23 protein-coding genes and 2 riboswitches are annotated in these 22,778 nt (G+C 71.6%); of the genes, 9 read left to right on the forward strand and 14 right to left on the reverse strand.

What is annotated here, in order from left to right; all coding sequences use genetic code 11:
* Window positions 1-39: 39 nt before the first annotated feature.
* The 6 genes from J8J14_RS01120 to gcvT all read right to left on the reverse strand — a co-directional run bounded on the left by J8J14_RS01120 (window position 40) and on the right by gcvT (window position 6,542).
* Window positions 40-1,080, reverse strand: coding sequence for an alpha/beta hydrolase family protein (locus J8J14_RS01120; protein WP_245215226.1), 1,041 nt, complete (start codon window positions 1,078-1,080; stop codon window positions 40-42).
* Window positions 987-1,436 carry a GNAT family N-acetyltransferase gene (locus tag J8J14_RS01125; RefSeq protein WP_209377566.1) on the reverse strand — a complete coding sequence of 150 codons (450 nt, stop codon included), beginning with the start codon at window positions 1,434-1,436 and terminating at the stop codon, window positions 987-989. The genes J8J14_RS01120 and J8J14_RS01125 overlap by 94 nt, the downstream gene beginning before the upstream one ends.
* Entirely contained in the window at window positions 1,433-2,029 is a 597-nt protein-coding gene (locus J8J14_RS01130; protein ID WP_209377567.1) for an NUDIX hydrolase, read from the reverse strand. Before J8J14_RS01130 ends, J8J14_RS01125 begins: the two co-directional genes overlap by 4 nt.
* A 117-nt stretch (window positions 2,030-2,146) precedes the next feature.
* Window positions 2,147-5,050 carry an aminomethyl-transferring glycine dehydrogenase gene (gcvP, locus tag J8J14_RS01135; RefSeq protein WP_209377568.1) on the reverse strand — a complete coding sequence of 968 codons (2,904 nt, stop codon included), beginning with the start codon at window positions 5,048-5,050 and terminating at the stop codon, window positions 2,147-2,149.
* The gene (gcvH, locus tag J8J14_RS01140; protein WP_209377569.1) at window positions 5,047-5,424 is read right to left on the reverse strand and encodes a glycine cleavage system protein GcvH; all 378 of its coding nucleotides are present in this window, start codon (window positions 5,422-5,424) and stop codon (window positions 5,047-5,049) included. The genes gcvP and gcvH overlap by 4 nt, the downstream gene beginning before the upstream one ends.
* A complete protein-coding gene (gene gcvT / locus J8J14_RS01145; protein WP_209377570.1) occupies window positions 5,421-6,542 on the reverse strand; it encodes a glycine cleavage system aminomethyltransferase GcvT in 1,122 nt (373 codons plus the stop codon). Before gcvT ends, gcvH begins: the two co-directional genes overlap by 4 nt.
* 45 nt (window positions 6,543-6,587) lie before the next feature.
* A riboswitch (glycine riboswitch) is annotated at window positions 6,588-6,678 on the reverse strand.
* Between the two features lie 3 nt (window positions 6,679-6,681).
* A riboswitch (glycine riboswitch) is annotated at window positions 6,682-6,771 on the reverse strand.
* A gap of 214 nt (window positions 6,772-6,985) precedes the next feature.
* Between gcvT and J8J14_RS01150 the strand changes: the two genes are divergently transcribed.
* Complete coding sequence (locus tag J8J14_RS01150) at window positions 6,986-8,053, forward strand: M42 family metallopeptidase (protein WP_209377571.1); 1,068 nt, start codon at window positions 6,986-6,988, stop codon at window positions 8,051-8,053.
* Between the two features lie 39 nt (window positions 8,054-8,092).
* Here J8J14_RS01150 and J8J14_RS01155 read toward each other — a convergent pair whose 3' ends face one another.
* Window positions 8,093-8,650, reverse strand: a complete 558-nt coding sequence (locus J8J14_RS01155) for a hypothetical protein (protein WP_209377572.1) — start codon at window positions 8,648-8,650, stop codon at window positions 8,093-8,095.
* A 142-nt stretch (window positions 8,651-8,792) separates the two neighbouring features.
* Between J8J14_RS01155 and ispH the strand changes: the two genes are divergently transcribed.
* From ispH to rnhA, 3 genes are read left to right on the forward strand one after another with little or no spacing between them, the layout of a single operon-like run.
* Window positions 8,793-9,800 carry a 4-hydroxy-3-methylbut-2-enyl diphosphate reductase gene (gene ispH, locus J8J14_RS01160; RefSeq protein WP_245215228.1) on the forward strand — a complete coding sequence of 336 codons (1,008 nt, stop codon included), beginning with the start codon at window positions 8,793-8,795 and terminating at the stop codon, window positions 9,798-9,800.
* Between the two features lie 58 nt (window positions 9,801-9,858).
* On the forward strand, window positions 9,859-10,833 hold the full coding sequence (locus tag J8J14_RS01165) for a homoserine kinase (protein WP_209377573.1): 975 nt from the start codon (window positions 9,859-9,861) through the stop codon (window positions 10,831-10,833).
* Window positions 10,823-11,290, forward strand: a complete 468-nt coding sequence (gene rnhA, locus J8J14_RS01170; protein ID WP_209377574.1) for a ribonuclease HI — start codon at window positions 10,823-10,825, stop codon at window positions 11,288-11,290. The genes J8J14_RS01165 and rnhA overlap by 11 nt, the downstream gene beginning before the upstream one ends.
* A gap of 63 nt (window positions 11,291-11,353) precedes the next feature.
* Here rnhA and J8J14_RS01175 read toward each other — a convergent pair whose 3' ends face one another.
* The 7 genes from J8J14_RS01175 to rfaD form a co-directional block, all read right to left on the reverse strand.
* Window positions 11,354-12,517, reverse strand: a complete 1,164-nt coding sequence (locus J8J14_RS01175; RefSeq protein WP_245215230.1) for an ABC transporter substrate-binding protein — start codon at window positions 12,515-12,517, stop codon at window positions 11,354-11,356.
* Between the two features lie 153 nt (window positions 12,518-12,670).
* The gene (locus tag J8J14_RS01180) at window positions 12,671-13,603 is read right to left on the reverse strand and encodes a ribose-phosphate pyrophosphokinase (RefSeq protein WP_209377575.1); all 933 of its coding nucleotides are present in this window, start codon (window positions 13,601-13,603) and stop codon (window positions 12,671-12,673) included.
* Window positions 13,604-13,775: 172 nt separating this feature from the next.
* A complete protein-coding gene (locus J8J14_RS01185; RefSeq protein WP_209377576.1) occupies window positions 13,776-14,726 on the reverse strand; it encodes a hypothetical protein in 951 nt (316 codons plus the stop codon).
* A gap of 146 nt (window positions 14,727-14,872) precedes the next feature.
* Entirely contained in the window at window positions 14,873-15,640 is a 768-nt protein-coding gene (gene pgeF, locus J8J14_RS01190; RefSeq protein WP_209377577.1) for a peptidoglycan editing factor PgeF, read from the reverse strand.
* Window positions 15,637-16,626, reverse strand: a complete 990-nt coding sequence (locus tag J8J14_RS01195; RefSeq protein WP_342452367.1) for a class I SAM-dependent methyltransferase — start codon at window positions 16,624-16,626, stop codon at window positions 15,637-15,639. The genes pgeF and J8J14_RS01195 overlap by 4 nt, the downstream gene beginning before the upstream one ends.
* Before the next feature lie 5 nt (window positions 16,627-16,631).
* On the reverse strand, window positions 16,632-17,441 hold the full coding sequence (gene lgt, locus J8J14_RS01200) for a prolipoprotein diacylglyceryl transferase (RefSeq protein WP_209377578.1): 810 nt from the start codon (window positions 17,439-17,441) through the stop codon (window positions 16,632-16,634).
* On the reverse strand, window positions 17,438-18,415 hold the full coding sequence (rfaD, locus tag J8J14_RS01205; RefSeq protein WP_209377579.1) for an ADP-glyceromanno-heptose 6-epimerase: 978 nt from the start codon (window positions 18,413-18,415) through the stop codon (window positions 17,438-17,440). Before rfaD ends, lgt begins: the two co-directional genes overlap by 4 nt.
* A 167-nt stretch (window positions 18,416-18,582) precedes the next feature.
* On the opposite strand from rfaD, the gene J8J14_RS01210 reads away from it, so the two are divergent.
* The 5 genes from J8J14_RS01210 to J8J14_RS01230 all read left to right on the forward strand — a co-directional run bounded on the left by J8J14_RS01210 (window position 18,583) and on the right by J8J14_RS01230 (window position 22,716).
* Window positions 18,583-18,996 (forward strand): accessory factor UbiK family protein, encoded by a 414-nt coding sequence (locus J8J14_RS01210; protein ID WP_209377580.1) that lies wholly within the window; start codon window positions 18,583-18,585, stop codon window positions 18,994-18,996.
* Window positions 18,997-19,134: 138 nt separating this feature from the next.
* Window positions 19,135-19,638 carry a type III secretion system chaperone family protein gene (locus J8J14_RS01215; RefSeq protein ID WP_209377581.1) on the forward strand — a complete coding sequence of 168 codons (504 nt, stop codon included), beginning with the start codon at window positions 19,135-19,137 and terminating at the stop codon, window positions 19,636-19,638.
* 56 nt (window positions 19,639-19,694) lie between these two features.
* Window positions 19,695-20,507: a pyrroline-5-carboxylate reductase gene (gene proC, locus J8J14_RS01220; protein WP_209377582.1), complete on the forward strand. Its 813-nt coding sequence runs from the start codon at window positions 19,695-19,697 to the stop codon at window positions 20,505-20,507.
* Between the two features lie 180 nt (window positions 20,508-20,687).
* Entirely contained in the window at window positions 20,688-21,923 is a 1,236-nt protein-coding gene (locus tag J8J14_RS01225; protein WP_209377583.1) for an MFS transporter, read from the forward strand.
* 31 nt (window positions 21,924-21,954) lie between these two features.
* Complete coding sequence (locus tag J8J14_RS01230) at window positions 21,955-22,716, forward strand: TetR family transcriptional regulator (RefSeq protein ID WP_209377584.1); 762 nt, start codon at window positions 21,955-21,957, stop codon at window positions 22,714-22,716.
* The last annotated feature ends 62 nt before the right edge of the window (window positions 22,717-22,778 follow it).

Genomic DNA, 22,778 nt, shown 5'->3' on the forward strand with positions numbered 1-22,778 from the left:
GGGAAGGGGGTAGGCGCGGTCTCGCGCCCTGGCCGGGAATTACAGCCCGCGCGAGACGAAGGTATCGCCCGGCCCCAGCAGCCCCGTGGCGCCGTTGCGCAGCACCGCCCGATCCGCCGCATCCCCGCGCAGCACGGCATCGAGGAAGGTGACCGACAGGGAAGCGGCGCGGGCGTGGTAGGTGCTCTCGGCATAGCGCCCGCCGGCCTCCTGCTCATCCGCGAAGGATGCATGGAGGGCACCGGCCAGCACGACGAGCGCGCCGGGATTGGTGGATTGCTCGAAGGGTGCGCGGCGGGCGGGGGCGCGGATGCCCTCGATGAAGCCGTGGTCCTCGGTGCCCGTGATGTGCAGCATCGGCACGGCGAAGCCGCCATAGGCCAGGCGCGGGGGCAGGCCGATGGCGGGAATGGGGGAAAGCGCCACCCCGGCCTTGAGGCGCGGATCGGGCAGGCCCAGGCCGCGGTCGCCGCCCGGCAGGCGCTCGCCCAGCATGTGCTGCACGGTCCAGGCGCCGAAGGAATGGCCGGCAACGGCCAGGCGCTCCGGGTCGGCGCGCCGGGGCAGGTTGTCCAGCGCGAACTTCACGTCCAGCAGCCGGTCCAGTGCCGCCTGCACGTTCAGCGCCCCGGCCGCCAGCCCCACCATCCGGTCCCCGCCCCCGCGCCAGAGGCTGTCATCCGAGCCGATATGCTGGAGATGGATGGCGAGATAGCCGTTCTCGGCAAGCGCCCGGCCGAGATAGGCCAGGCCTTCGCGCGAGCCGCCGAGGCCGTGGGAGATGAAGACCGTGGGCGCGGGGCCGCTGCCCGCCGGCTCACGGATGAGGACGGGAATGTCGCGCGCACGCGCGGCGTCGCGCCAGACAGTTCGGGATTCGGTGATGCGGGCCTCCCCCGGCCGGGATACGGCCGAAGGAGCGGCGGCGCAGCCCGGCGCCGCCAGGAAGGGCAGCAGGGCGGGCGCCGCGAGCAGCGCCCGGCGTGCTAGAGGGCGATGTCGTAGGTCCGCCAGGGCGTGAGCTTCGCCACGCGGTCGTACACCGCGCGACCGCGGTAGTTGTCCTCGGCTGTGATCCAACGGATGACGCTCCAGCCGCGACGGCGGCCTTCCTCGGCAAGGGCTGCGATGAGCGCGTCGGCCACGCGCTGGCCCCTCATCTGGGGATCGACGAAGAGATCGTCCAGATAGCCGCCGGTCGTTGCGGAAAGCGGGCGGGCGAAGGGCCGGTAATGGGCCAGGCCCACGGCACGGCCATTCGCGTCCTCGGCCACGAAGGCCCTGGTCTCGTGTCCGGGATCGTGGATCCAGGACCAGACGCGGTCGCGCATCTCCTGGGTCTGGGTCACGCGGTAGAATTCCGCATAGCCGGCATAGAGCCGGTTCCAGTCCTCGTGGTGCCGCTCTTCGAGCGGAACGATGCGCAGCTCGCTCATGGCTTGTCCTTCAGCGTGAGGTCGATCCGGCCGGCGGCCTTCAGCGCCAGCAGCAGGGAAGCGGTGTGCATGGCCTGGGGCAGGACCCCGCTCCCGAGTTCGGAGAGCAGCCGCGCGAGCGGCCAGAGCTCCACCGTGATGTCCTCCCCCACCTCATGCGCCGTGGCATGGGTGAGGGTGGCGTCCAGCGCCAGCACCGTGTGCGCGCGGTTGCGATGGGTGGCCGTGTTGGGGCTGAGCGAGTGGAGGTAGCGGAACTCGGGCGCGGAATAACCCGTCTCCTCCCGCAGCTCGCGCGCGGCGGCCAGGGTGGGGTCGCCGTCGGCCTTGTCCACCGCGCCGGCGGGCAGCTCCAGCGTCCAGGCCTGGGCGCCGTGGCGGTACTGGCGCACCAGCACCAGCTCATCCGCCGGCGTGATCGCCACCACATGCACCCAGTCCGGATAGGAGAGGCTGTAGAAGGGATCGAGCACATTGCCCTTGGAGTCCCGCACGGCATCCGCCGTGACATGGATCCAGCGGTCCTGGAGCACCGTGCGGGAGGAGAGAACCTCCCAGAGGGGCGGACTGGTTGGCGGCTGCGAATCGCTCATGGCGCGGGAGCATGCCGGAAGAAGCTCGCCAGGGCTGCATGCAAGCCTGGCGAAAGATCAGCACGGGGGCGAAAGCGGGACCGGCCGGCGGAATGACCGCCGGCCGGGCACCGGATGCTACTCCGCCGCGACCTTCGGCGCGTCCTGATACGCTTCCAGCGGCGCACAGGTGCAGGCGAGGTTGCGGTCGCCATAGACATTGTCCACGCGCTTCACCGGCGGCCAGTACTTGTGGGCCGCGATCCAGGGCAGCGGGAAGGCCGCTTCCTGGCGGGAATAGGCGTGGGACCAGTTCTCCGCCGTGACCTCCTCTGCGGTGTGCGGGGCGTTCTTCAGCGGGTTGTCCTGCTTGTCCGCCCTGCCCTGCTCCACCGCGCGGATCTCGGCGCGGATGGCGACCATGGCGTCGATGAAGCGGTCCAGCTCCTCCTGCGGCTCGCTCTCGGTGGGCTCCACCATCAGCGTGCCCGCCACCGGCCAGGACATGGTCGGGGCGTGGAAGCCGTAATCCTGCAGGCGCTTGGCGATGTCCTCCACCAGCACGCCGCCGCCCTGCTGGAAGCCGCGGCAGTCGAGGATGCATTCATGCGCCACCATCCCCTCCTTGCCGCGATACAGCACGGGGAAATGGCCATCCAGGCGCTTGGCCACGTAGTTGGCGTTGAGGATCGCCACCTGCGTCGCCCGCGTCAGTCCGGCCGCGCCCATCATGCGGATATAGGCATAGGAGATGGGCAGGATGCTGGCGCTGCCGAAGGGCGCGGCGGAAACAGGGCCGAAGCCTGTCTCCGGCCCGGCCTCGGCCAGCATCGGGTGGTTCGGCAGATGCGGCGCCAGATGCGCCGCCACGCCGATCGGCCCCACGCCCGGCCCACCGCCGCCATGCGGGATGCAGAAGGTCTTGTGCAGGTTCAGGTGGCAGACATCGGCGCCGATCGCGGCGGGGCTGGTGAGGCCCAGCTGCGCGTTCATGTTGGCGCCATCCATGTACACCTGCCCGCCCGCCGCATGAACGGCGCCGCAGATCTCGCGGATCGCCTCCTCGAACACGCCATGCGTGCTGGGATAGGTGACCATCAGCGCGGAGAGATTCGCCGCGTGCTGGTCGATCTTCACGCGGAGGTCGTCGAGATCGACATTGCCCTGGCGGTCGCAGCCCACCACCACGACGCGCATGCCGGCCATCACGGCCGAGGCCGGGTTGGTGCCATGCGCGGAGGACGGGATGAGGCAGATATCGCGATGCCCCTCGCCCCGCGCCCTGTGATAGGCGCGGATCGCCAGAAGCCCGGCATATTCGCCCTGGCTGCCCGCATTCGGCTGCAGCGAGACGGCCGCGAAGCCCGTGCAGGCGCAAAGCCAGGCTTCGAGACGCTTGATCATCTCGATATAGCCGCGCGCCTGGTTGGCGGGCGCGAAGGGATGGATGTCGGAGAAACCGGGGAAGGTGACCGGGATCATCTCCGCCGTCGCGTTCAGCTTCATCGTGCAGGATCCCAGCGGGATCATGCTGCGGTTCAGCGCGACATCCTTGTCCTCAAGCTTCTTGAGGTAGCGCAGCATCGCGTGCTCGGAATGATGCGCACGGAAGACCGCGGCGGTGAGGAAGGGCGTGCGGCGCGCCAGCGCGGCCGGAAGCCGCTCCGCCACGGTGAGCTCGCCCAGCCCCACGCGCTCATGCCCCGCCGCCTCGCAGAGGGCGGTGTCCAGCGCGATCAGGTCCTGGCGCGTCACCGTCTCGTCCAGCGCGATGGAGACGCAGCCCTGGTCCACGCGGCGCAGGTTGAAGCCGGCCTTCAGCCCGGCGGCCATCAGCGCATCGGCCCTGGCCCCCGCCTCGATCGCCACCGTGTCGAAGAAGCTCTCATGCCGCAGGGTGAAGCCCGCGCGGATGGCCGCATCGGCCAGAAGGCTCGCCAGGAGATGCGTGCGGCGGGCGATGCGGGTCAGCCCCTCCGGCCCGTGCCACACGGCATACATGCTCGCCATCACGGCCAGCAGCACCTGGGCGGTGCAGATATTGCTCGTCGCCTTCTCGCGGCGGATATGCTGCTCGCGGGTCTGGAGCGCCAGGCGCATGGCCGGGCGCCCGGCGGCATCGACGGAAACGCCCACCAGCCGGCCCGGCATCAGGCGCTTATAGGCATCCTTCACCGCCATGAAGGCCGCGTGCGGGCCGCCATATCCCATCGGCACGCCGAAGCGCTGCGTGCTGCCCACCACCACATCCGCGCCCATCTCGCCGGGCGGGGTGAGGATGGTGAGCGCAAGGATATCGGCCGCGACGATGGCCAGCGCGCCCGCCGCCTGGGCGGCGGCGATGGCGGGGGCGATGTCGCGCACCTCGCCCGTGGTGCCGGGATAGGAGAGCACGACGGCGAAGGGCTTCAGCGCGGCAAGGGCCGAAGCGTCATCCGTGACATGGATCGCGATGCCCAGCGGCTCGGCGCGGGTGCGCAGCACGGCCAGGGTCTGCGGGTGCAGGTCCGGCGCCGCCACCAGCGTGGTGGACTTGCCCTTGTAGGAGGCCAGGGCCAGCGCCATCGCCTCCGCCGCCGCCGTCGCCTCATCAAGAAGGGAAGCATTGGCGACCGGGAGCCCGGTCAGGTCGCAGACCATGGTCTGGAAGTTCAGCAGCGCTTCCAGCCGCCCCTGGGCGAGTTCCGCCTGATAGGGCGTGTAGGCCGTGTACCAGCCCGGATTTTCCAGCACGTTGCGCAGGATCACCGGGGGCGTGTGGGTGCCGTGATAGCCGCAGCCGATCAGCGACTTCACCCGCGCGTTCTTCTCGGAAATGGCGCGCAGCTCGGCGATCGCGGCCGCCTCGCCCACCGGCGGGGGCAGCGCGTCCAGGTGGCTGTCGCGGATGCCGGCGGGCACTGTGCGGGCGGCCAGGGCCTCCAGGCTCTCAGCGCCGACGACACGCAGCATCGCGGCCACCTGCTCCTCGCTGGGCCCGATATGCCGGCTGGCGAAGGCGGCGGTTTCCTCGAGCGCCGCGAGCTGGTCGAGCGCGCTCAATGCCCCGCCTCCGCATGGCGGGCATAGGCATCGGCATCCATCAGCTTGCCGATATCCCCCGCATCGCGCGGCGTGATGGTGAAGAACCAGCCCTCGCCCATCGGGTCGCTGTTCACCTGGCCGGGATTGTCCACCAGTGCGGCATTCACCGCGGCGATGGTGCCCGCGATCGGCGCATAGATGTCGGATGCGGCCTTCACGCTCTCCACCACCGCCACGGATTCACCGGCCTCCACCTCGCGGCCGACCTCCGGCAGGTCCACGAAGACCACGTCGCCCAGCGCGTTCTGGGCATGGTCGGAAATGCCGACCACCGCGGTCTCGCCATCCAGGCGGACCCATTCGTGGCTCTCGGCGAAACGGGTCTGGCTCATGCAGAGGCTCCTGCGGTGCGCTTGTAGCGATGGGGAACGAAGGGGGTGGGGGCGATTCGGGCGGGGATGGCCCGGCCGCGCACCATGAGTTCAAGCGCCGTGCCATCGCCCGCATGGGCGCGGGCCACATAGCCCATGGCGACCGGCGCGTTCAGGGAGGGGCCGAAGCCGCCCGAGGTCACCTCGCCGATGGTCGAACCACCGAGCGCGATCTCCGTATGCGCCCGGGCGGGCTGGCGGCCATCCGGCAGGATGCCGACGCGCAGGCGCTTGGGGCCGCTGTCCAGCTCCTCCCGCACCCTCTCCGCGCCGCGGAAGTCCCAGGCGATCCGGCGGCGCTTGCCGAGGCTGAAGGTCAGCGCCGCCTCCACCGGAGAGGTGGTCTCGTCGATATCCTGGCCATAGAGGGGCAGCCCGGCTTCCAGCCGCAGGCTGTCCCGCGCGCCCAGCCCCGCCGGGCTGGCACCGGCGGCCAGCAGGGCACGGGCCACCTTCTCCGCGCCCTCGGCGGGAATGCCGATCTCGAACCCGTCCTCGCCCGTATAGCCGGAACGGGTGATGAGGGCCGGAACCCCGGCCACCGGGCTCTCCAGCACTCCCATGAAGGGCATGGCGGCCACGTTGCCTTCCGCCAGCGGCGCCAGCATGGCCTCGGCGCCCGGCCCCTGCAGGGCCAGCAGGGCCCGGTCGGGCCGGGGCACGATGCTCACCCCAGCCGGCAGGGCGGCGCCGATCTCCTGGAAATCCATGGCCTTGCGTGAGGCGTTCACCACCAGGAAGAGGCGGTCCCCCAGATTGGCGACCATGAAGTCGTCGATGATGCCGCCCGACTCGTTCATCAGCAGGGCGTAGCGCTGGCGGCCGGGCTTCAGGGCCTGGATCTCGGCGGGCGTCACGCGCTCCAGCGCGGCCGCGGCGCCTTCGCCGCGCAGCTCCGCCTGGCCCATATGGGAGACATCGAACAGCGCGGCGCCCGCGCGGCAGGCCTGGTGCTCGGCGATGATGCCGGCCGGGTACTGAACCGGCATGGCATAGCCCGCGAAGCCCACCATGCGCCCGCCGATCTCGCGGTGCAGGCCGGCCAGCGGCGTTTCAAGCAAGGATTCGGTATCGGCCACGCATCCCCCAGGGCCGCGGATGCGGCCGGTTCAGATCGTGGCCCCCCTCTGTCCCGAGACCTGAGAGATTCAGGAAGCAGGGCTTCCTTTACTCCGTCGGTGCCAGTTCCCTTGCGGGTCCTGGGCTTTCCAGAGGCCCCTTCCCCACGCGGTCCTTCTGCCTGAGCGTTTCCGGGGGCCGGTTGCGCCTTCGGCGGGGGTGGTCGCCCCTCTCTCCCGCGCGGGATCAGCGGGTGGGAGAGTGGTGCCCGAATGCGCCGCCGCGCGCAACCGTGATCGCGCGGCGCCGGGCGGAATCGGCGCCCTGGCCGAGCCGCCCCTCCCCGATCCGGGAGGAGCTCTTTTCCGCAGCAGCCCCAACCCCAACCCCGCGCCGCGAGTTTGCCCTTCCGGGGCAGGCGCGAGCGGAACCGCGCTGTCTGACTCGGGAGAATGCCCAGACCATGCGCGAACAGTCACTCCGCTTCCTGGAAGCGCTCATCAACGCGCCCTCGCCCAGCGGCTTCGAGCACGAGGTCGCGAAGCTCTACCGCGACTATGCCCGGGAGCATGTGGACGACATCAAGACCGATGTGCATGGCAATGTCTCGGCCATCCTGAACCCGGAGGCGCCGATGCGGATCATGCTGGCCGGGCATATGGATGAGATCGGATTCATCATCCACCACATCAGCGAGGAAGGCCTCCTCCATTTCAGCACCATCGGCGGGCATGACAGCGCGATACCGGTCGGCCAGACGGTCTGGGTGCATGGCAAGCGGCGTATCCCCGGCGCGATCGGCCGGAAGGCGATCCATCTCCTCGGCCCCGATGAGCTCAAGAGCAAGCCGAAGATCAGCGAGATGTGGATCGATATCGGCGCCGCATCCCGCGCCGAGGCGGAGGAGGTGGTCCGGCTCGGTGATGTCGCCACCTTCCAGCACGACTTCCAGCAACTGCTGGGCGACCGCGCGGTGGCCCGCGCTTTCGACAACAAGGCCGGTCTCTTCATCGTGGCGGAAGCCATGCGCCTGCTGAAGCAGGAGGGCGGGCTACGGCCGGGGGTCGGCGTCTATGGCCTGGGCACCGTGCAGGAGGAGATCGGCTCGCGCGGGGCGCAGACCTCAGCGACCTGGATCAAGCCGCAGACCGGCATCGCGGTCGATATGGAGCACGCCATCGACTATCCCGGCGTCAGCCCCGCGGAGTATGGCCGGCTGGATGTCGGGAAGGGGCCGAGCATCCTGCGCGGCGCCAACACGAACCCTGTGGTGTTCGATCTGCTATGCAGGTCCGCGCGGGAGGACGACATCCCCCACCAGATCCGGATCGCGCCGGGCAGCACGCCCACGGATGCCAACGCCATGCAGATCAATGGCGCGGGCATGGCCACCGCCCTGGTCGGCATTCCCCTGCGCTACATGCACACACCTTGCGAGGTGCTGAGCCTGACCGACCTGGAGAATGCTGCCCGGCTGCTGGCGGCCTATTGCCGCCGCATCACGCCGGAGACGGATTTCACGCCCTGGTAGGCCCGGATCCAGGCGGAGGCGGCCGCCTCCGCCTTCCTTCTAGCGCCCGGCCCGGCGGCGATTGGCTTCCAGCTGCTCCGGCGTCAGCTGGAAGCCAACCAGGATCACCCGCTCCGCCGCCAGCCGCGGGTCGCCGGGGATGCGGACCATCATCTCCTCCCCCTCCGCCGTGGCACGCCCATCGCCGCCGAAGCTCACCCGCAGGCTGTCCGAGCCGCGATTCAGGACGCGCCCGCCCTCGGCATCCGTGACCGCGATGAAATAGGGCAACTCGGCCTCCCTCCCGGCCAGGGCCGGGCCCCGCTGGGCCTGGACCTGCACCACCAGCGTGACATCGAGCCCGGCATTCCGCGGCGCCAGCTCGCAGCGGGGCCGGATGTCGGCCAGCCGGGCCTCCAGCTCCACTGCCCGGGGTCCCGGTCGTGCCCCGGCCCGGTGGCGCGTCAGCACGGCCCCCTCCTCCAGCACGGAGACTCGGGGGCACTGGGCCTGGCCGGCGGCCACGGCCTGCGCGGGACCGGCGGCCGGGGTGGCCCCACCATTGCAGCCGGCCAGCGCGACAAGGGCTGAAAGGGCGAGGAAGGTGCTTCGGACCAAGGCGATCACTCCGTTTCGGCCGGTGCCACGGGGGGCCTGCATCCCGGCCCTGGGCGGCGGGGCCGCGGGCCGCTAGATAAGGCGCGCCCACGCTCCGCCCAGGGGCTGTTCTCGCCGGCACCGAAGGACCAAGTGGCACGCCATGGACCAGATCGCAAACCAGCCCGAGGCGATGAACCAGGGGGCACCCAGACCTGCCCTGAAGGTGCTGCTGGCCGGCCCGCGCGGCTTCTGCGCCGGGGTGGACCGCGCCATCAAGATCGTCGAGCAGGCGCTCGATCGCTGGGGCGCGCCCGTCTATGTCCGGCACGAGATCGTCCATAACCGCTTCGTCGTGGAAGGGCTGCAGGCCAAGGGCGCCGTCTTCGTCGAGGAGCTGGACGAGATCCCGGATGACGGCCAGCCCGTCGTCTTCTCCGCCCATGGCGTGCCCAAGTCGGTCCCCGCCGCGGCGGAGGCCCGGCAGATGCTCTTCCTGGACGCGACCTGCCCGCTGGTGAGCAAGGTCCACCGCGAAGCCGAGCGCCACCATGCCGGCGGCAGCCATATCCTGCTGGTCGGCCATGCCGGCCACCCCGAGGTGATCGGCACCATGGGCCAGCTGCCGGAGGGCAGCGTGACCCTGGTGGAGGATGCCGAGGCCGCCGCGACCGTGCAGCCGCCCGAGGGGCCGCTGGCCTATGCCACCCAGACCACCCTTTCCATCGACGACACGACCGAGGTGCTGGACGTGCTGCGTGCGCGCTTCCCGCATCTCTCCGCCCCGGTGAAGGAGGATATCTGCTACGCGACCACGAACCGTCAGGCGGCGGTGAAGGCCATCGCGGAGCGCTGCGAGCTGATCGTGGTGGTGGGTGCGCCGAACTCCTCCAACTCGGTCCGGCTGCGGGAGGTGGCGGAGAAGGCCGGCTGCCCGCGCGCCGTGCTGATCCAGCGCGGGCGGGACTTCGATCCCAGCCTGGCCGATGGCCTTTCCACCATCGGCATCACCGCCGGCGCCAGCGCGCCGGAGGTGCTGGTGGAGGAGGTGATCGCCCGCCTGCGCGAACGATTCGACGTGGTGACCGAGGATGTCACGGTCGCGGAGGAGCGGATTGTCTTCAACCTGCCCCGCCCGCTGCGCGCCCCGGCCCCGACCGCCGCGGAGTAGCTTGCCACCCCGCCCGCGCTGGGGCATCCCCCGGCGTCTTGGGTTCCGGGGGGGTTCGGTGGCTGTCTATACCGAGGTGTCCGACGAGGCGTTACGCGCCTTCCTCGCGGGCTATGATCTGGGCGAGCTGGTCGCCTTCCGCGGCATCGCGGAGGGCGTGGAGAACAGCAACTACGCGCTGAAGACCGGCAGCGGCGACTTCATCCTGACCCTCTACGAGAAGCGCGTGGACCCCACGGAGCTGCCATGGTTCCTCGGGCTGATGCGCCACCTGGCCGCCGGCGGGCTCGCCTGCCCCGAGCCGGTCGCCGGGCGCGACGGCGAGGCGCTGCGCGAGCTGGCGGGCCGGCCCGCCGCCATCTGCACCTTCCTGCCCGGCGTCTGGCCACGCCGCCCCTCGGTGGCCCATTGCGGCCCGCTGGGCAGCGCGCTGGCCGCCCTGCACGCCGCCGGCCAGGGCTTCACCGCCGAGCGCCCGAACGCGCTGGGGCCCCATGGCTGGGGCCCGCTGCTCGATCGTTGCCGCCCGAACGGGGACACGGTGCAACCCGGCCTCTGCGCCGAGCTGGACGGGCAGCTGGATTCCATCCTGCGCGAATGGCCGCGCGACCTGCCGCGCGGCCAGATCCATGCGGACCTTTTCCCCGACAACGTCTTCTTCCTGGAGGAGCAGCGCGGGAAGCCGCGCGTCTCCGGCCTCATCGACTTCTACTTCGCCTGCACGGATATCCTGGCCTACGATGTCGCCATCTGCCTGAACGCCTGGTGCTTCGAGCAGGACCTCTCCTTCAACGTCACCAAGGCGCGCGCCCTTCTCGCGGGCTACAACGCCGCCCGTCCGATGTCCCGCGCCGAGATGGACGCGCTTCCCGTGCTGTGCCGCGGGGCCGCGCTGCGCTTCCTTCTCACGCGCCTCTTTGACTGGACCAACACGCCTGCCGGAGCCCTCGTGACCCGCAAGGACCCTCTCGAATACCTGCGCCGCCTTCGCTTCCACGCCCAGGCCACAGGAGTTGCCGCCTATGGCGTCTGAAGAAGCGGGCCCCGCGCCCGAGGCGGTGGTGGAGATCTGGACGGATGGCGGCTGCAAGCCCAATCCCGGCCCGGGCGGCTGGGGTGCCATCCTGCGCTTCGGCGCGCATGAGCGGGAGATGATGGGCGCCGAGCCCGCCACCACCAACAACCGCATGGAGCTGACCGCGGCCGCTTCCGCGCTGGAGGCGCTGAAGAAGCCCTGCCGCGTGGTGATCCACACGGACAGCGAATACGTGAAGAACGGCGTCACGCGCTGGGTCCATGGATGGGTGCGCAACAACTGGCGCAACGCGGCCAAGGACCCCGTGGCGAATTACGAGCTGTGGCAGCGCCTTCTGGCGGCCGCCAAGCCGCACCAGATCGAGTGGAAATGGGTGCGCGGCCATGCGGGCGACGTGATGAACGAGCGTGCGGACAAGCTGGCCACCGCCGCGCGGATGGGGCTGGGGCGGTAGCCCCGGACCCGGCCGCGCCGGGGCCGGAAGGCGATGGCCGGCCAGGCAGCGCCGGCCGCGGCATCAGCCCTGCAGGCTGGTCCAGTAGGTTCCCTCATAGGGGATGGCCGCGAAGCGCGCGTTGATCTCCGCCAGGGTCGCACCCGGATCCACATCCCCGAACAGCTCGGGCCGGATCCAGCGCGCCAGCGCCTCAAGCGCGACGATGTTGATCAGCGCGCCGTTGAAGGGGTTCCACAGCCCATGCGCGCGGCGGTCCCGCACCGCCGGCAGGGCGGCCAGTTCCGGCGCGCGCAGCACCGCCTCCAGGCTCGCCCGCGCCATCTCCGGCGAAGCCCCGGCGCCCAGCTGTATGCCCGTGGGGTCGCCGGGGACGTGGATGCCTGTTCCCACGAAGACCTCGGGCCGGGAAACCAGCACCTGCTCCACCGCAAGGTTCCCGCCCTGCGGCGCGGCCGTCAGCCCCGCCGCAAGGTTCCGCGCGCCCAGGAGGGTGAGGAACTCTCCGCTGCCGCCCTCACCGCCCGCTGCCCAGCAGCAGGGCCAGCGGCCCGGAAAGGCCGTGAGGAGCACGCGCGGCCCGGGCCTGCCGCTTTCCGCCACGCGCCGCACCAGGCGGTCGCGCCGCTCCTCGTAGAAGCGCGCATAGGCCTCCGCGCGATCTTCCTGCCCCAGCAGCGCGCCCAGAAGCCGGATCGTGGGAAGCGTGTTCTCGCCCGGATTGCGGAAGACATCGACATAGACCACCGGCACGCCCGTGCCCTCCAGCAGGGCCACGGCCTGCCGCGTTTCCTCCGATCCCGCCTGCCAGCTGCTGAGGATGGCGAGATCGGGCTTCAGCGCCAGCGCCCGCTCCGCCGGGAAGCCCTGCCCCACCTGCGCGGTGATCTCCGGCACCTTCTCCAGCGCGGGGAAGCGGCGGCGGAAGGCGGCGTCGCTCACCGGATCCAGCCGCCTCAGGTCACCCCCCATCCCCACGAGCAGCGAGGCGGGATCGGGATGAAGCAGCGCCAGGTTGAGGAGCTGGAAGCCTTCGCCCAGCAGGATCGCACGGGGCCGGGCGGGAATGGTCACCACCCGCCCGAGCATGTCCTTCACCTGCCGCGGCCATCCCGCGGCCGATCCGCGCCGGATGGAGGCCGCTGCCAACGCGCTGGCAGCCAGGGCAAGGGCGACGCGGCGTGTGGAGGCGGGCATGGGCGAGAGATAGCGCGACAGGAGCGGCATGGCAGCCCCATGGAGCCCCATGGCGTTCCCGGCGGAGGAGCCGGGCAGCTCCCCGCCCGCCTCCCTGCGAAGGGCTGGCCCTCTCCGGGCCCGGGGCGCCGGCTCAGGCCAGGGCGGCGATCATCCGCCCCGGCCCGCCGGGCCGGGTTCGCTTCAGTTGAACAGGGTGGAGACCGAGGCTTCCTCGCTGATGCGGCGCATCGCCTCGGCCAGCAGCGGCGCGATGGTGAGCTGCCGGATGTTGGAGGAGACGCGCACCGCCTCGGTGGCCTGGATGCTGTCCGTGGTGATCATGTGCTCGATCGGGGCCGCGCCGATGCGCGCGACCGCCCCGCCCGAGAACACGCCATGGGTGACATAGACGCTGGCGGAGTTCGCGCCGTTCTTCAGCAGGGCCTCGGCCGCGTTGCAGAGCGTGCCGCCGGAATCCACGATGTCGTCGATCAGGATGCAGTCGCGCCCCTGCACATCGCCGATCACGTTCATCACCTCTGAGACGCCGGCCCGCGGGCGGCGCTTGTCGATGATGGCCAGATCCGTGTGCAGGCGGGTGGCGATGGCGCGGGCGCGCACGACACCGCCGACATCCGGGGACACCACCATCAGGTCACGGCCCTTGAACCGCTCCTGGATGTCGCGCGCGAAGAGCGGCGCGGCGAAGAGGTTGTCCACGGGGATGTCGAAGAAGCCCTGGATCTGGCCCGCATGCAGGTCCAGCGTCAGAACGCGGTCCGCGCCGGCCTGGGTGATGAGGTTCGCCACCAGCTTGGCCGAGATCGGCGTGCGCGGGCCGGACTTCCGGTCCTGCCGGGCATAACCGAAATAGGGGATCACGGCCGTCACGCGGCGCGCGGAGGCGCGGCGCAGCGCGTCCAGCGTGATCAGCAGCTCCATCAGGTTGTCATTCGCCGGGAAGCTCGTCGACTGGATGACGAACACGTCCTCGCCGCGGATGTTCTCCTGGATCTCCACGAAGATCTCGAGATCGGCGAAGCGGCGGACCGATGCCTGGGTGAGCGGCAGGTTGAGGGCCGCGGCGACCGCCTCGGCGAGCGGGCGGTTGCTGTTGCAGGCGAGGATCTTCATCCGCGTGGATTCTCCGGGCGCGCCGCCCGATCTTCACCGGCGGGCGAGTCCGGTCGAGGCAGCGTCAGGGCGGCGGCGGGATAGCAACCACGGGCCGCCAAGTCCATGCCATCAGCGAGTCAGGGCCGGTCTACGCAGGACGCATGCCAGGAACAGCCACCCCACACCGATGTTACCGCGGGGCCGGAGCGCCCGTTCCAGCGGGGCTGGCCGGGGGGGCGTTGCGGCGGGCCGCTTCCTCTCCCAGGCCACCTGCATTGGCGATGATGTCGCGCACCGCCACCGCCGCCTCCTCGGCCACCACATAGGCCACGTCACCCCAGAGGCCGTTGAGCGTGCCCGCGGGCACCTCGTTGATCTGCGCCGCCAGGCCGAGGTCATGGCCGTCTCGGCGGGAGACGCGCCACTGGATCTCCACGCGCTGCTTGCGGTCCGCCACGGGTGTCATGGTCACCTCGCCGGTCAGGGCGAAGGCGGCGCCATCCGAGCCTTCCTGCACCACGAAGCCCCTGGTGGAGAGGAATTCGCGCATCCGCATGGCCAGGGACTGGTTGCCATCCCCCGGCGCGCCCTTCACCCCCAGGAAGCGCACGCGCGGCGGCCCGCCGGAGCCGTTGAAGGCCACCGGCTCGGCCGCGCGCCGGGCGGCCTCGCCCCGGCCCAGCAGCCCCGCCACCACGGTGGCATCCCGCTGGGCCACGCGGCGCAGCATGGCACCCTGGGCCTCGCTCCACTCCCGCACGGGCACGGCGGCCCCGCGTGCCTCGCCCAGCACCTTCCCATCGGCGTCCACCACGGCATAGGCCGGGGTCACGCTCCGCCCGTCCTGCTCGGCCTTGATGTCCAGCCGCCAGTCCAGCGGCGCGGGTGGCCCGGCCACGGCCGGCACCTCGGCCGCCTGCAGCGCCTCCGCCACCACCACCGCGAAATCCGAGGAGGCGACATCCGGCAGCAGCGCCGCATTCGGGCGCGGCACGGCGATGCGATAGGCCGGAGGCGCCGCCAGCCGCCTTGCCTCGGCGCCGGGGTTGCCCCGGAAGGGCTGGGGCAGCGGCCCGCAGGCCAGGAGCGCCACGGGCAGGCCGAGCACGGCCAGCCGCGCCAGCGGCAGCAGGGAGGTCATGAAGCGGCGCATCGGCTCAGATGAACACGCAGGACGCCATGAGCGTCAGGAACATCAGCGCCACGAAGATGAAGATGTAGGGCATGGGTGACGGCCTTATCCACGGCCCCGGGCCGCAGCGCCAGAGCCGATAAAGCCAGAGCGGATCAGCCGGGGAGCCCGATGGCCGAGAGCTGGTGCCCGATCGGCCCGCCTCCCTCCAGCGTGCGGCGCCGATGGGAGAAGAACCGGTCCTCCTCCACCAGCGTGTCGTTCGGCAGGGCCTCGGCCGCCACCCCGGCGGCGCGCAGCCGGGCCAGGATCAGCCCGGCCATGTCGAACTGCCAGTGGTCCGGCCGCCTGCCCGGCGCCAGGAAGCGCTCCCCCTCCGGGTCGCTCGCCAGAAGCTCGGCCCGCAGGTCGGCCCCCACCTCATAGCTCGGCTGGCGGATGCAGGGGCCCAGGGCGGCGGCGATGCCCTCCCGCCGGGCACCCAGGCCCTCCATGGCGGCGATGGTCGCCTCCAGCACCCCGGCGAGCGCCCCGCGCCAGCCCGCATGGCAGGCCCCCACCACCCCCGCCCGCGCGTCGGCGAAGAGCACCGGCCCGCAATCGGCGGTGATGATGCCGAGGGTGACGCCGGGCCGGTTGGTCACCGCCCCATCCGCCCGGGGGCGGCCATCATGCGCGAACGGGGTCTCGACCACGGCCACATCGACGCCATGCACCTGATAAAGGCCCGACAGGCTCTCCGGCGCCCGGCCGATGGCGCGCATGGCCCGCGCCCGGTTCTCCTGCACCGCGTCCGGCTCGTCCGGGCTGGAGAGGGAGCAGTTGAGGCTGGCGAAGCGGCCCGCGGAGACCCCACCGCGCCGGGTGAAGAAGCCATGCGGCATCCCGGCCAGGGCGGGGGCAGTCAGGAATTCAGCGGTCATGCAGCTTCGAAACCGGGCGGGGTGGAAAGCCCGGGGTGGCACAGGACCAGCGCCTTGAACAGGCGGCCCATCGCCTCCGGGGCGGTCAGCCGAGCCGCGGCCTCGACATGCCGGGCGCCCCGGCCGGGATCGGACGCCGCCAGCGCCGCCGCGCGGCTGTGCAGGCCCAGCCTTGCCAGGAACACGCCCTGGGGGATCGGCCCATGGGCCGCTGCACCGGCCGCCCGCGCCGCCCGCGCCAGGGCGGCGAAATCCACATGCGCCGTCAGGTCCGCCGCGCCGGGATCGCCCAGCGGATCCGCCGCCTCGCGGTTGCGGATGGCCTGCAGGCTGTCGCCCGGGCCGCTCTCGGCCGGGCCGTAGTCGATGAACAGCGCGGCCCCGCCCTGGGCAGCCAGCCTTGCCCCCAGGGCGGCGGCGATGGTGCGGGCGGGCTCGTTCACCTCGCGGATCTCGCCCTCCTCCCCGGCATCGGGCAGCGGTGCATCCGGCGCGGGCCGCTCGGCGAAGGCTCCATCCGCCACGAAGCGCTCCATCCAGGCCCCGCCCCGCCGGATGAACTGGCGGATCGGCAGCGCATCCAGGAATTCATTGGCCAGCAGGATCGCCGGCCCCGCCGGCAGCGCAGCGACATCCTCGTGCCAGATCGCATCCGGCAGCCGGGCGCGCTGCGCCTCCCGCAGCAGGGGCGATGTCTCCACCAGGTGCAGCCGGGCGGCACGGGCGAAATCCGGCATCATCTGGGTGATAGCGCGCAGCGCATCGGCCATCAGCGTGCCGCGCCCCGGCCCGGCCTCGGCCAGGATCACCGGGTCCGGCCGCCCCATCAGCGTCCAGGTGACGGCCGCCCAGAGTCCGAGGCATTCGCCAAAGGCCTGGGTGATCTCGGGCGCGGTGGTGAAATCACCCGCCGCGCCCAGGGGATCGCGCCCGGCGTAATAGGCCGCATTGGCGCGCGCCATGAAGGCGTCCAGCCGCTCCGGCACGTCGCTCACGCCGCGGGCGCCTCCACCACCGGCCGGCTGCGGGCCATGAGCCAGATGCCGAACAACACCATCGGGATGGAGAGCAGCTGCCCCATGGTGGCCCCGGCGAAAAGGAAGCCCAGCTGCGGATCGGGCTGGCGGAAGAACTCGCCGATGATCCGCGCCATGCCGTAGCCCGCGAGGAAGGCGCCCGCCGTGAAGCCGGGCCGCGCGCGCAGCCGCGGCGTGCGCACGATCCATTGCAGGATGACGAGGAGAATGAGGCCCTCCATCGCCGCCTGGTAGAGCTGCGACGGATGGCGCGGCTCCGGCCCCGCATGCGGGAAGATCATGCCCCAGGGCACATCCGTGGTGCGGCCCCAGAGCTCGCCATTGATGAAGTTCGCGATGCGCCCGAGGCCGAGCCCGATCGGCACGATGCTGGTGATGCGGTCCGAGAAGAGCAGGAAGGGAATGCCCTGGCGGCGGCAGAAAAGGATGAGCGCGATGATCACGCCCGCCGCGCCGCCGTGGAAGGACATGCCGCCATGCCAGAGATAGACGATCTCCCAGGGCGCGCTCAGGATGATGTCGGGCCGGTAGAACAGTACATAGCCGATGCGCCCGCCGAGGATGACGCCAAGCGTGGCCCAGGTCACGAAGTCGTCCACCTGTTCCGGCGTGCCCGCCACGGGCAGCTTCGTCACCAGCCGCCGCGCCAACTGCCAGCCGATGACGATGCCCGCGATATAGGCCAGCGCGTACCACCGCACGACGAAAGGCCCGATGGCGAAGGCCACCGGGTCGATCGCGGGGAACATGATGGCGGGAATCATGCGGGCACCTCGGCGGAATCGAGCTGGCGCACATAGCGCGCCACCCCCTCCTCCAGAGAGGTGGGCGGGCGATCAAAGCCCGCATCCCGCAGCCGGTCCATGCGCGCCTCGGTAAAATACTGGTACTTGCCGCGCAGGTCCTCGGGCATGGGCACGTAGCGGATATCGGGCGGCTGCTGGCGCGCCGCATAGATGGCGCGCGCCAGGTCCGCGAAGCTGCGCGCGGTGCCCGTGCCGATGTTGAACAGCCCGCTCACGCCGGGATTCTCCGCCAGCCACAGCATCGCGGCCACGCAGTCATCCACATGCACGAAGTCGCGCAGCTGCCCGCCATCGGGGAATTCCGGGCGATCCGAGGCGAAGAGCGTCGCGGGCTCGCCGGCCGCCACCTGGCGCCACTTGTGCAGCACCACGCTCGCCATGCGCCCCTTATGCGCCTCGTTCGGTCCATACACGTTGAAGAATTTCAGCCCCGCCCATTGCGGCGGCGCCGGCTGCCCCCGGCCGAGCATCTGCACGATGCGCCGGTCCGTCGCGTGCTTGGACCAGCCATAGAGGTTGAGCGGCTTGAGGCGGGACAGCGCGCGCGGATCCATGTCGTCGTCGAATCCCTCCGCGCCGTCGCCATAGGTGGCGGCGGAGGAGGCGTAGATCAGCGGCACGCGGTGCCGCGCGCACCAGTCCCACAGCCGCAGCGTCAGGTTCAGGTTGCTCCCGGCCACCAGGTCGCCATCCGTGACCGTGGTGGCGGAGACGGCGCCGAGATGGAACACCGCCTCAAGCTTCGGCGCGCCGTCCAGCCAGCGCGGCAGGTCCTCGGGCGCCACGATGCCGGCGATCACCGCATCGCGGATGTTCCGCCATTTCGGCCCGTCCCTCAGGCGGTCGCTGACCATCACCTCCGCCCCGCGGGCGGAGAGGGCAGCGACGAGGTTGGAGCCGATGAACCCGGCGCCGCCGGTGATGAGGAACATGCGCCGCCTATCGCGTGGTTTCAGGGCGGCGGGGGTATAGGGCCGATCGCCCCCGGCGGGAAATGCCGCCACGGTGAAGCGCCCCATCCGGGGAAAACTTTCCCCGGGGACTACGCCGCGCGCCCCGGCGGGGCCATGTTGGTGGCGTGATTCGGATGGAGGCACGCATGCAGGAAGGTGGACAGGGCTCTTCGGGTCCTTTCGGAAGCGGCCCCTTCGGCAAGGGCTCCGGCAGCGGTCCCTTCGGCGGCCGCGGCAAGTTCTTCGATGACCTGGCCGGGGTGGCGGGCGGCGCCTTTTCCGTGCTGTCCGGCGCCCGGGCCGAGCTGGAGGCGATGGTCCAGGCCCAGACGGAGGCGCTGACCGCGCGCCTGAACCTAGTGAAGCGCGAGGAGCTGGACGCCGCGCTGGAAGTGGCCCGCCGGGCCCGCGAGGAGGCCGAGAGCCTCTCCGCCCGCGTGGCGGCGCTGGAGGCGCGGCTGGATGCCATGCCCGCCGCGTCCGCCCCCGCGGCCGCGCCCTTCGAGGCCGGCGCCGGCAGCGGCGGGGAAGGGCAATCCGGCACCAGCGAAGGAGAATAGCTCCCGGCTGGCACGCAAGCTGCAGCCTTCGGCCTTGCCGCTGCGTTCGCCATCGCAGTATCAACCTGTTGGGGCTGACCTGGCCGATTCGATACCAGACTCGGGGGGTCTGCCCGTCTCGGGATAGGAGGTGACTCGATGTCAGCCACCCTCGCTGCCAACCGGGACAGGGCCGCCAATCCGCTCGATGTTGTCGAGCAGATCGTGTCGGCCAACGAATGGGCCTTCGACCGTCGCTCCGATGGAGAGATGGCCGCCGAGGCTCCCGGCAAGTGGTGCGACTATGGCCTGCACTTCGCCTGGTCCACCGAAATCAGCGCCATGCACTTCACCTGCGCCTTCGACATGAAGGTGCCGCCCGAGGCCCGCGGCAAGCTCCATGAGCTGCTGGCCCTGGCGAATGAGAAGCTCTGGATCGGGCATTTCGGCCTGGAGGGGGAGGAGGGTGTTCCCGTCTTCCGCCACGCCGTCCTGCTCCGCGGCGCCCGCGCCGCGAGCGTCGAGAGCCTCGAGGACATGGTGGACATCGCCATCACCGAGTGCGAGCGCTTCTTCCCCGCCTTCCAGTTCGTCCTGTGGGGCGGCAAGCCCCCGTCGGAGGCTCTGGCGGCGGCCATGCTGGACTGCGTCGGCGAAGCCTGAAACCTTCCACGGCCCCTCCCCTTGGAGGGGCCGTTGATGTTTCGAGGGATCGCCTGATGTCCGCTGAGGTTCTGCCGCCCGTCCTCCTGGTCGGCTGCGGCAAGATGGGTGGCGCGCTGCTCGCCGGCTGGCTGGAGCGCGGCCTCTCCCGCGCCGTGGTGGTGGAGCCCCACAGGCCCTCCACCGAGGCCTATGCCCACCGGGTGGAGGTGGTGCCGGACGCCCAGTCCATCCCCTCCGGCTTCGTGCCCGAGGCCGTGGTGCTCGCCACCAAGCCCCAGCAGGCCGAGGATGCCCTGCCCGCCTACCGCCCCTTCGCCCGCGGCGGCGCCCTGTTCCTCTCCATCATGGCCGGCAAGACCATCTCCGGGCTGGACGCCATGCTGGATGGCGCGGCCGTGGTCCGCGCCATGCCCAACACCCCCGCCGCCATCGGCCAGGGCTTCACCGTGGCCTGCGCCGGGCGCCGCGTCTCCTCCGCCCAGAAGGACCTGGCCGACCGCCTCCTCACCGCCACCGGGGAAGTGGACTGGGTGGAGGCCGAGAGCCTGATCGATCCCGTCACCGCCATTTCCGGTGGCGGCCCGGCCTATGTCTTCCTCCTCGCCGAACTGCTGGAGAGGGCGGGCATCGAGCAGGGCGTCCCGCCCGAACTCGCCCGCCGCATGGCCCGCGCCACCATCACCGGCTCCGGCGCCCTTCTTGGCCGCAGCGCCGAGGACGCGGCGGTGCTGCGGAAGAACGTCACCTCCCCCAAGGGCACCACGGAACAGGCCCTGGCCGTGCTGATGGGGGAAAGGGCCTGGCCGGACCTGGTTTCCCGCGCGATCGACGCGGCCACGAAGCGGTCGCGCGAGCTGGCGCAGTAGGGCTGCCGGCCACGGGGGAAGCGGCGCCTTCCCCTGCGGGGCGGGATTCCGGCGCAACCTCGCGAAGGCCCCCGTGCCGGCACCCCCATAGAAGTTGGCCCTGATGTTTCGGGCCGCACCGCAGCACCGGCGCCGCTTCTGCCGGCAGGGTGCGGCCTTGGCCGACAGGGGGCGTGGCGGATGGAAAGCAGGCCGGAGTTCTTCGGGTGGCGCGTGGTCTGGGCGGCCTTCACCGTCGCGGCCTTTGGCTGGGGGGTTGGCTTCTACGGGCCTCCGGTGCTGCTGCAGGCGCTGCACGAGACGCGGGGCTGGCCAGTTCCGGTGATCTCGGCCGCCATCACCTGCCACTTCCTGCTGGGGGCGCTGGTGGTGGCGCGGCTTCCGGCCCTGCATGCGCGCTTCGGGCTGGCGGCGGTCACGCGGGCGGGCGGGGTCGCCTCGGCGCTCGGGGTGCTGGGCTGGGCCCTGGCCGCCGAGCCCTGGCAGCTTTTCGCCGCCACCCTGGTCAGCGGGGCGGGATGGGCAGCCACGGGGGCGGCGGCGATCAACGCCTTCGTGGCGCCCTGGTTCGTGCGCCGGCGCCCCGCGGCGCTCTCGGCGGCTTTCAACGGGGCCAGCATCGGCGGCGTGGTGTTCTCGCCGCTCTGGGTGGCGCTGATCGCCCTGATGGGCCTGCCGGCCGCGGCGGCGCTGGTGGGGGCGGCAATGGCGCTTACCCTGTGGTGGCTCGCCGGGCGGGTCCTCGGCCGCAGCCCGGAGGGGATGGGGCAACAGCCCGATGGCGGCCCCGCCGAAAGCACCCCCGGCCTCACCGCCCGGCCCGTGCCGCCCGCCGCCCTGCCCCTGGCGAATCCCTGGCGGGAGCGGCGCTTCCTTACTCTCGCCGCGCTGATGTGCCTCGGGCTTGTCGCGCAGATCGGGCTCATCGCGCATCTCTTCTCCGTCCTCGTCCCCGTGCTGGGCGCGGAAGGAGCGGGGCTGGCCATGGGCATGGCCACGGCCTGCGCGGTGCTGGGCCGCACGCTGCTGGGGCGCATCCTCCGCCCCGGGGCGGATCGCCGCCTGGCAGCGGTGGGCAGCTATGGCGTTCAGGTGGCCGGGTCGCTGGTCGTGCTGCTGGCGGGGGGCGATGCGCCGGCCATGCTGGCGGGGATCGCGCTGTTCGGCCTGGGCATCGGCAACGCCACCTCCCTGCCGCCCCTGATCGCGCAGGTGGAGTTCCGCGCCGCGGATACGGGCCGCGTGGTGGCGCTGATCACCGCCACCAGCCAGGCCGGCTATGCCTTCGCCCCCGCCCTGTTCGGGCTGCTCCGCGAGGTCGGGGGCGGGCCCGCCCTGTTCGTGGCGGCGGGCGCGATCCAGCTGGCGGCCATCGGCGCGGCACTGGCAGGGCGGGCGGCGGCGGGGCGCAGTTGATCCATCCGCCGGATGGGCCATCTTGCAGGGGATGAATACGCCTGACGCCCCCTCCCCGGCCCTGTTCGATGCCTTCTGGCGCGTGGTCGCGCGGCATGGCTGGCACGGCACCACCTTCGCCCGCATCGCGGAGGAGAGCGGGGAGAGCCTGGCCGATCTGCGCAGCCGCTACGCCACCCCGGTGGATCTGCTGCGCGCCTATCACCGCGCCGTGGACCAGGCGGTGCTGGAGGGGACCGTGCCGGGCCAGATGAGCTTCGGCACGGCGCGGGACCGAGTCTTCGACCTGTTGATGCGCCGCTTCGACGCGCTGGCCCCCCATCGCGAGGGCGTGCTGCGCCTTCAGCGGGACCTGATGCGGGACCCGATCTCCGCCCTGCTGCTCTCGCCCATGCTCATGGCCTCCATGGCCTGGACCCTGGAGGGCGCGGGCGTCTCCACCGCCGGGTTCCAGGGCACGCTGCGCGTGCAGGGGCTGGTCGGGGTATGGCTTTCCGCCGCCCGCGCCTGGGAGGGCGACGAGAGCATCGATCTCGGGGCCACCATGGCCGCGCTGGACCGTGCGCTGGACCGGGCCGAAAAGGTGGCCCGCACCCTGCGCCTCTCGGAGCACGAGATGCCACCCCAGGGCCCGGTGGAGGGTGGGGACGCCGTCCCGCCCGATATCGTGGACCCGCCGCTGGCCGATACCGGGATCATGGTGGCCTCGGCCGAGGCCGGGGAGGACGGAATGCCGCCCGGCTCCGGCCCGTCGGACCTCCCGGACAGCCCCGGCGATCTCCGCCCGGCCTAGAGCACACGCGACTGACATCTGGCGATGCTTGCGGCGGCAGGGCGGGAAGGGCCAGGATGGCG

Source organism: Pararoseomonas baculiformis (genome assembly GCF_017813395.1).
Lineage (GTDB): Bacteria > Pseudomonadota > Alphaproteobacteria > Acetobacterales > Acetobacteraceae > Roseomonas > Roseomonas baculiformis.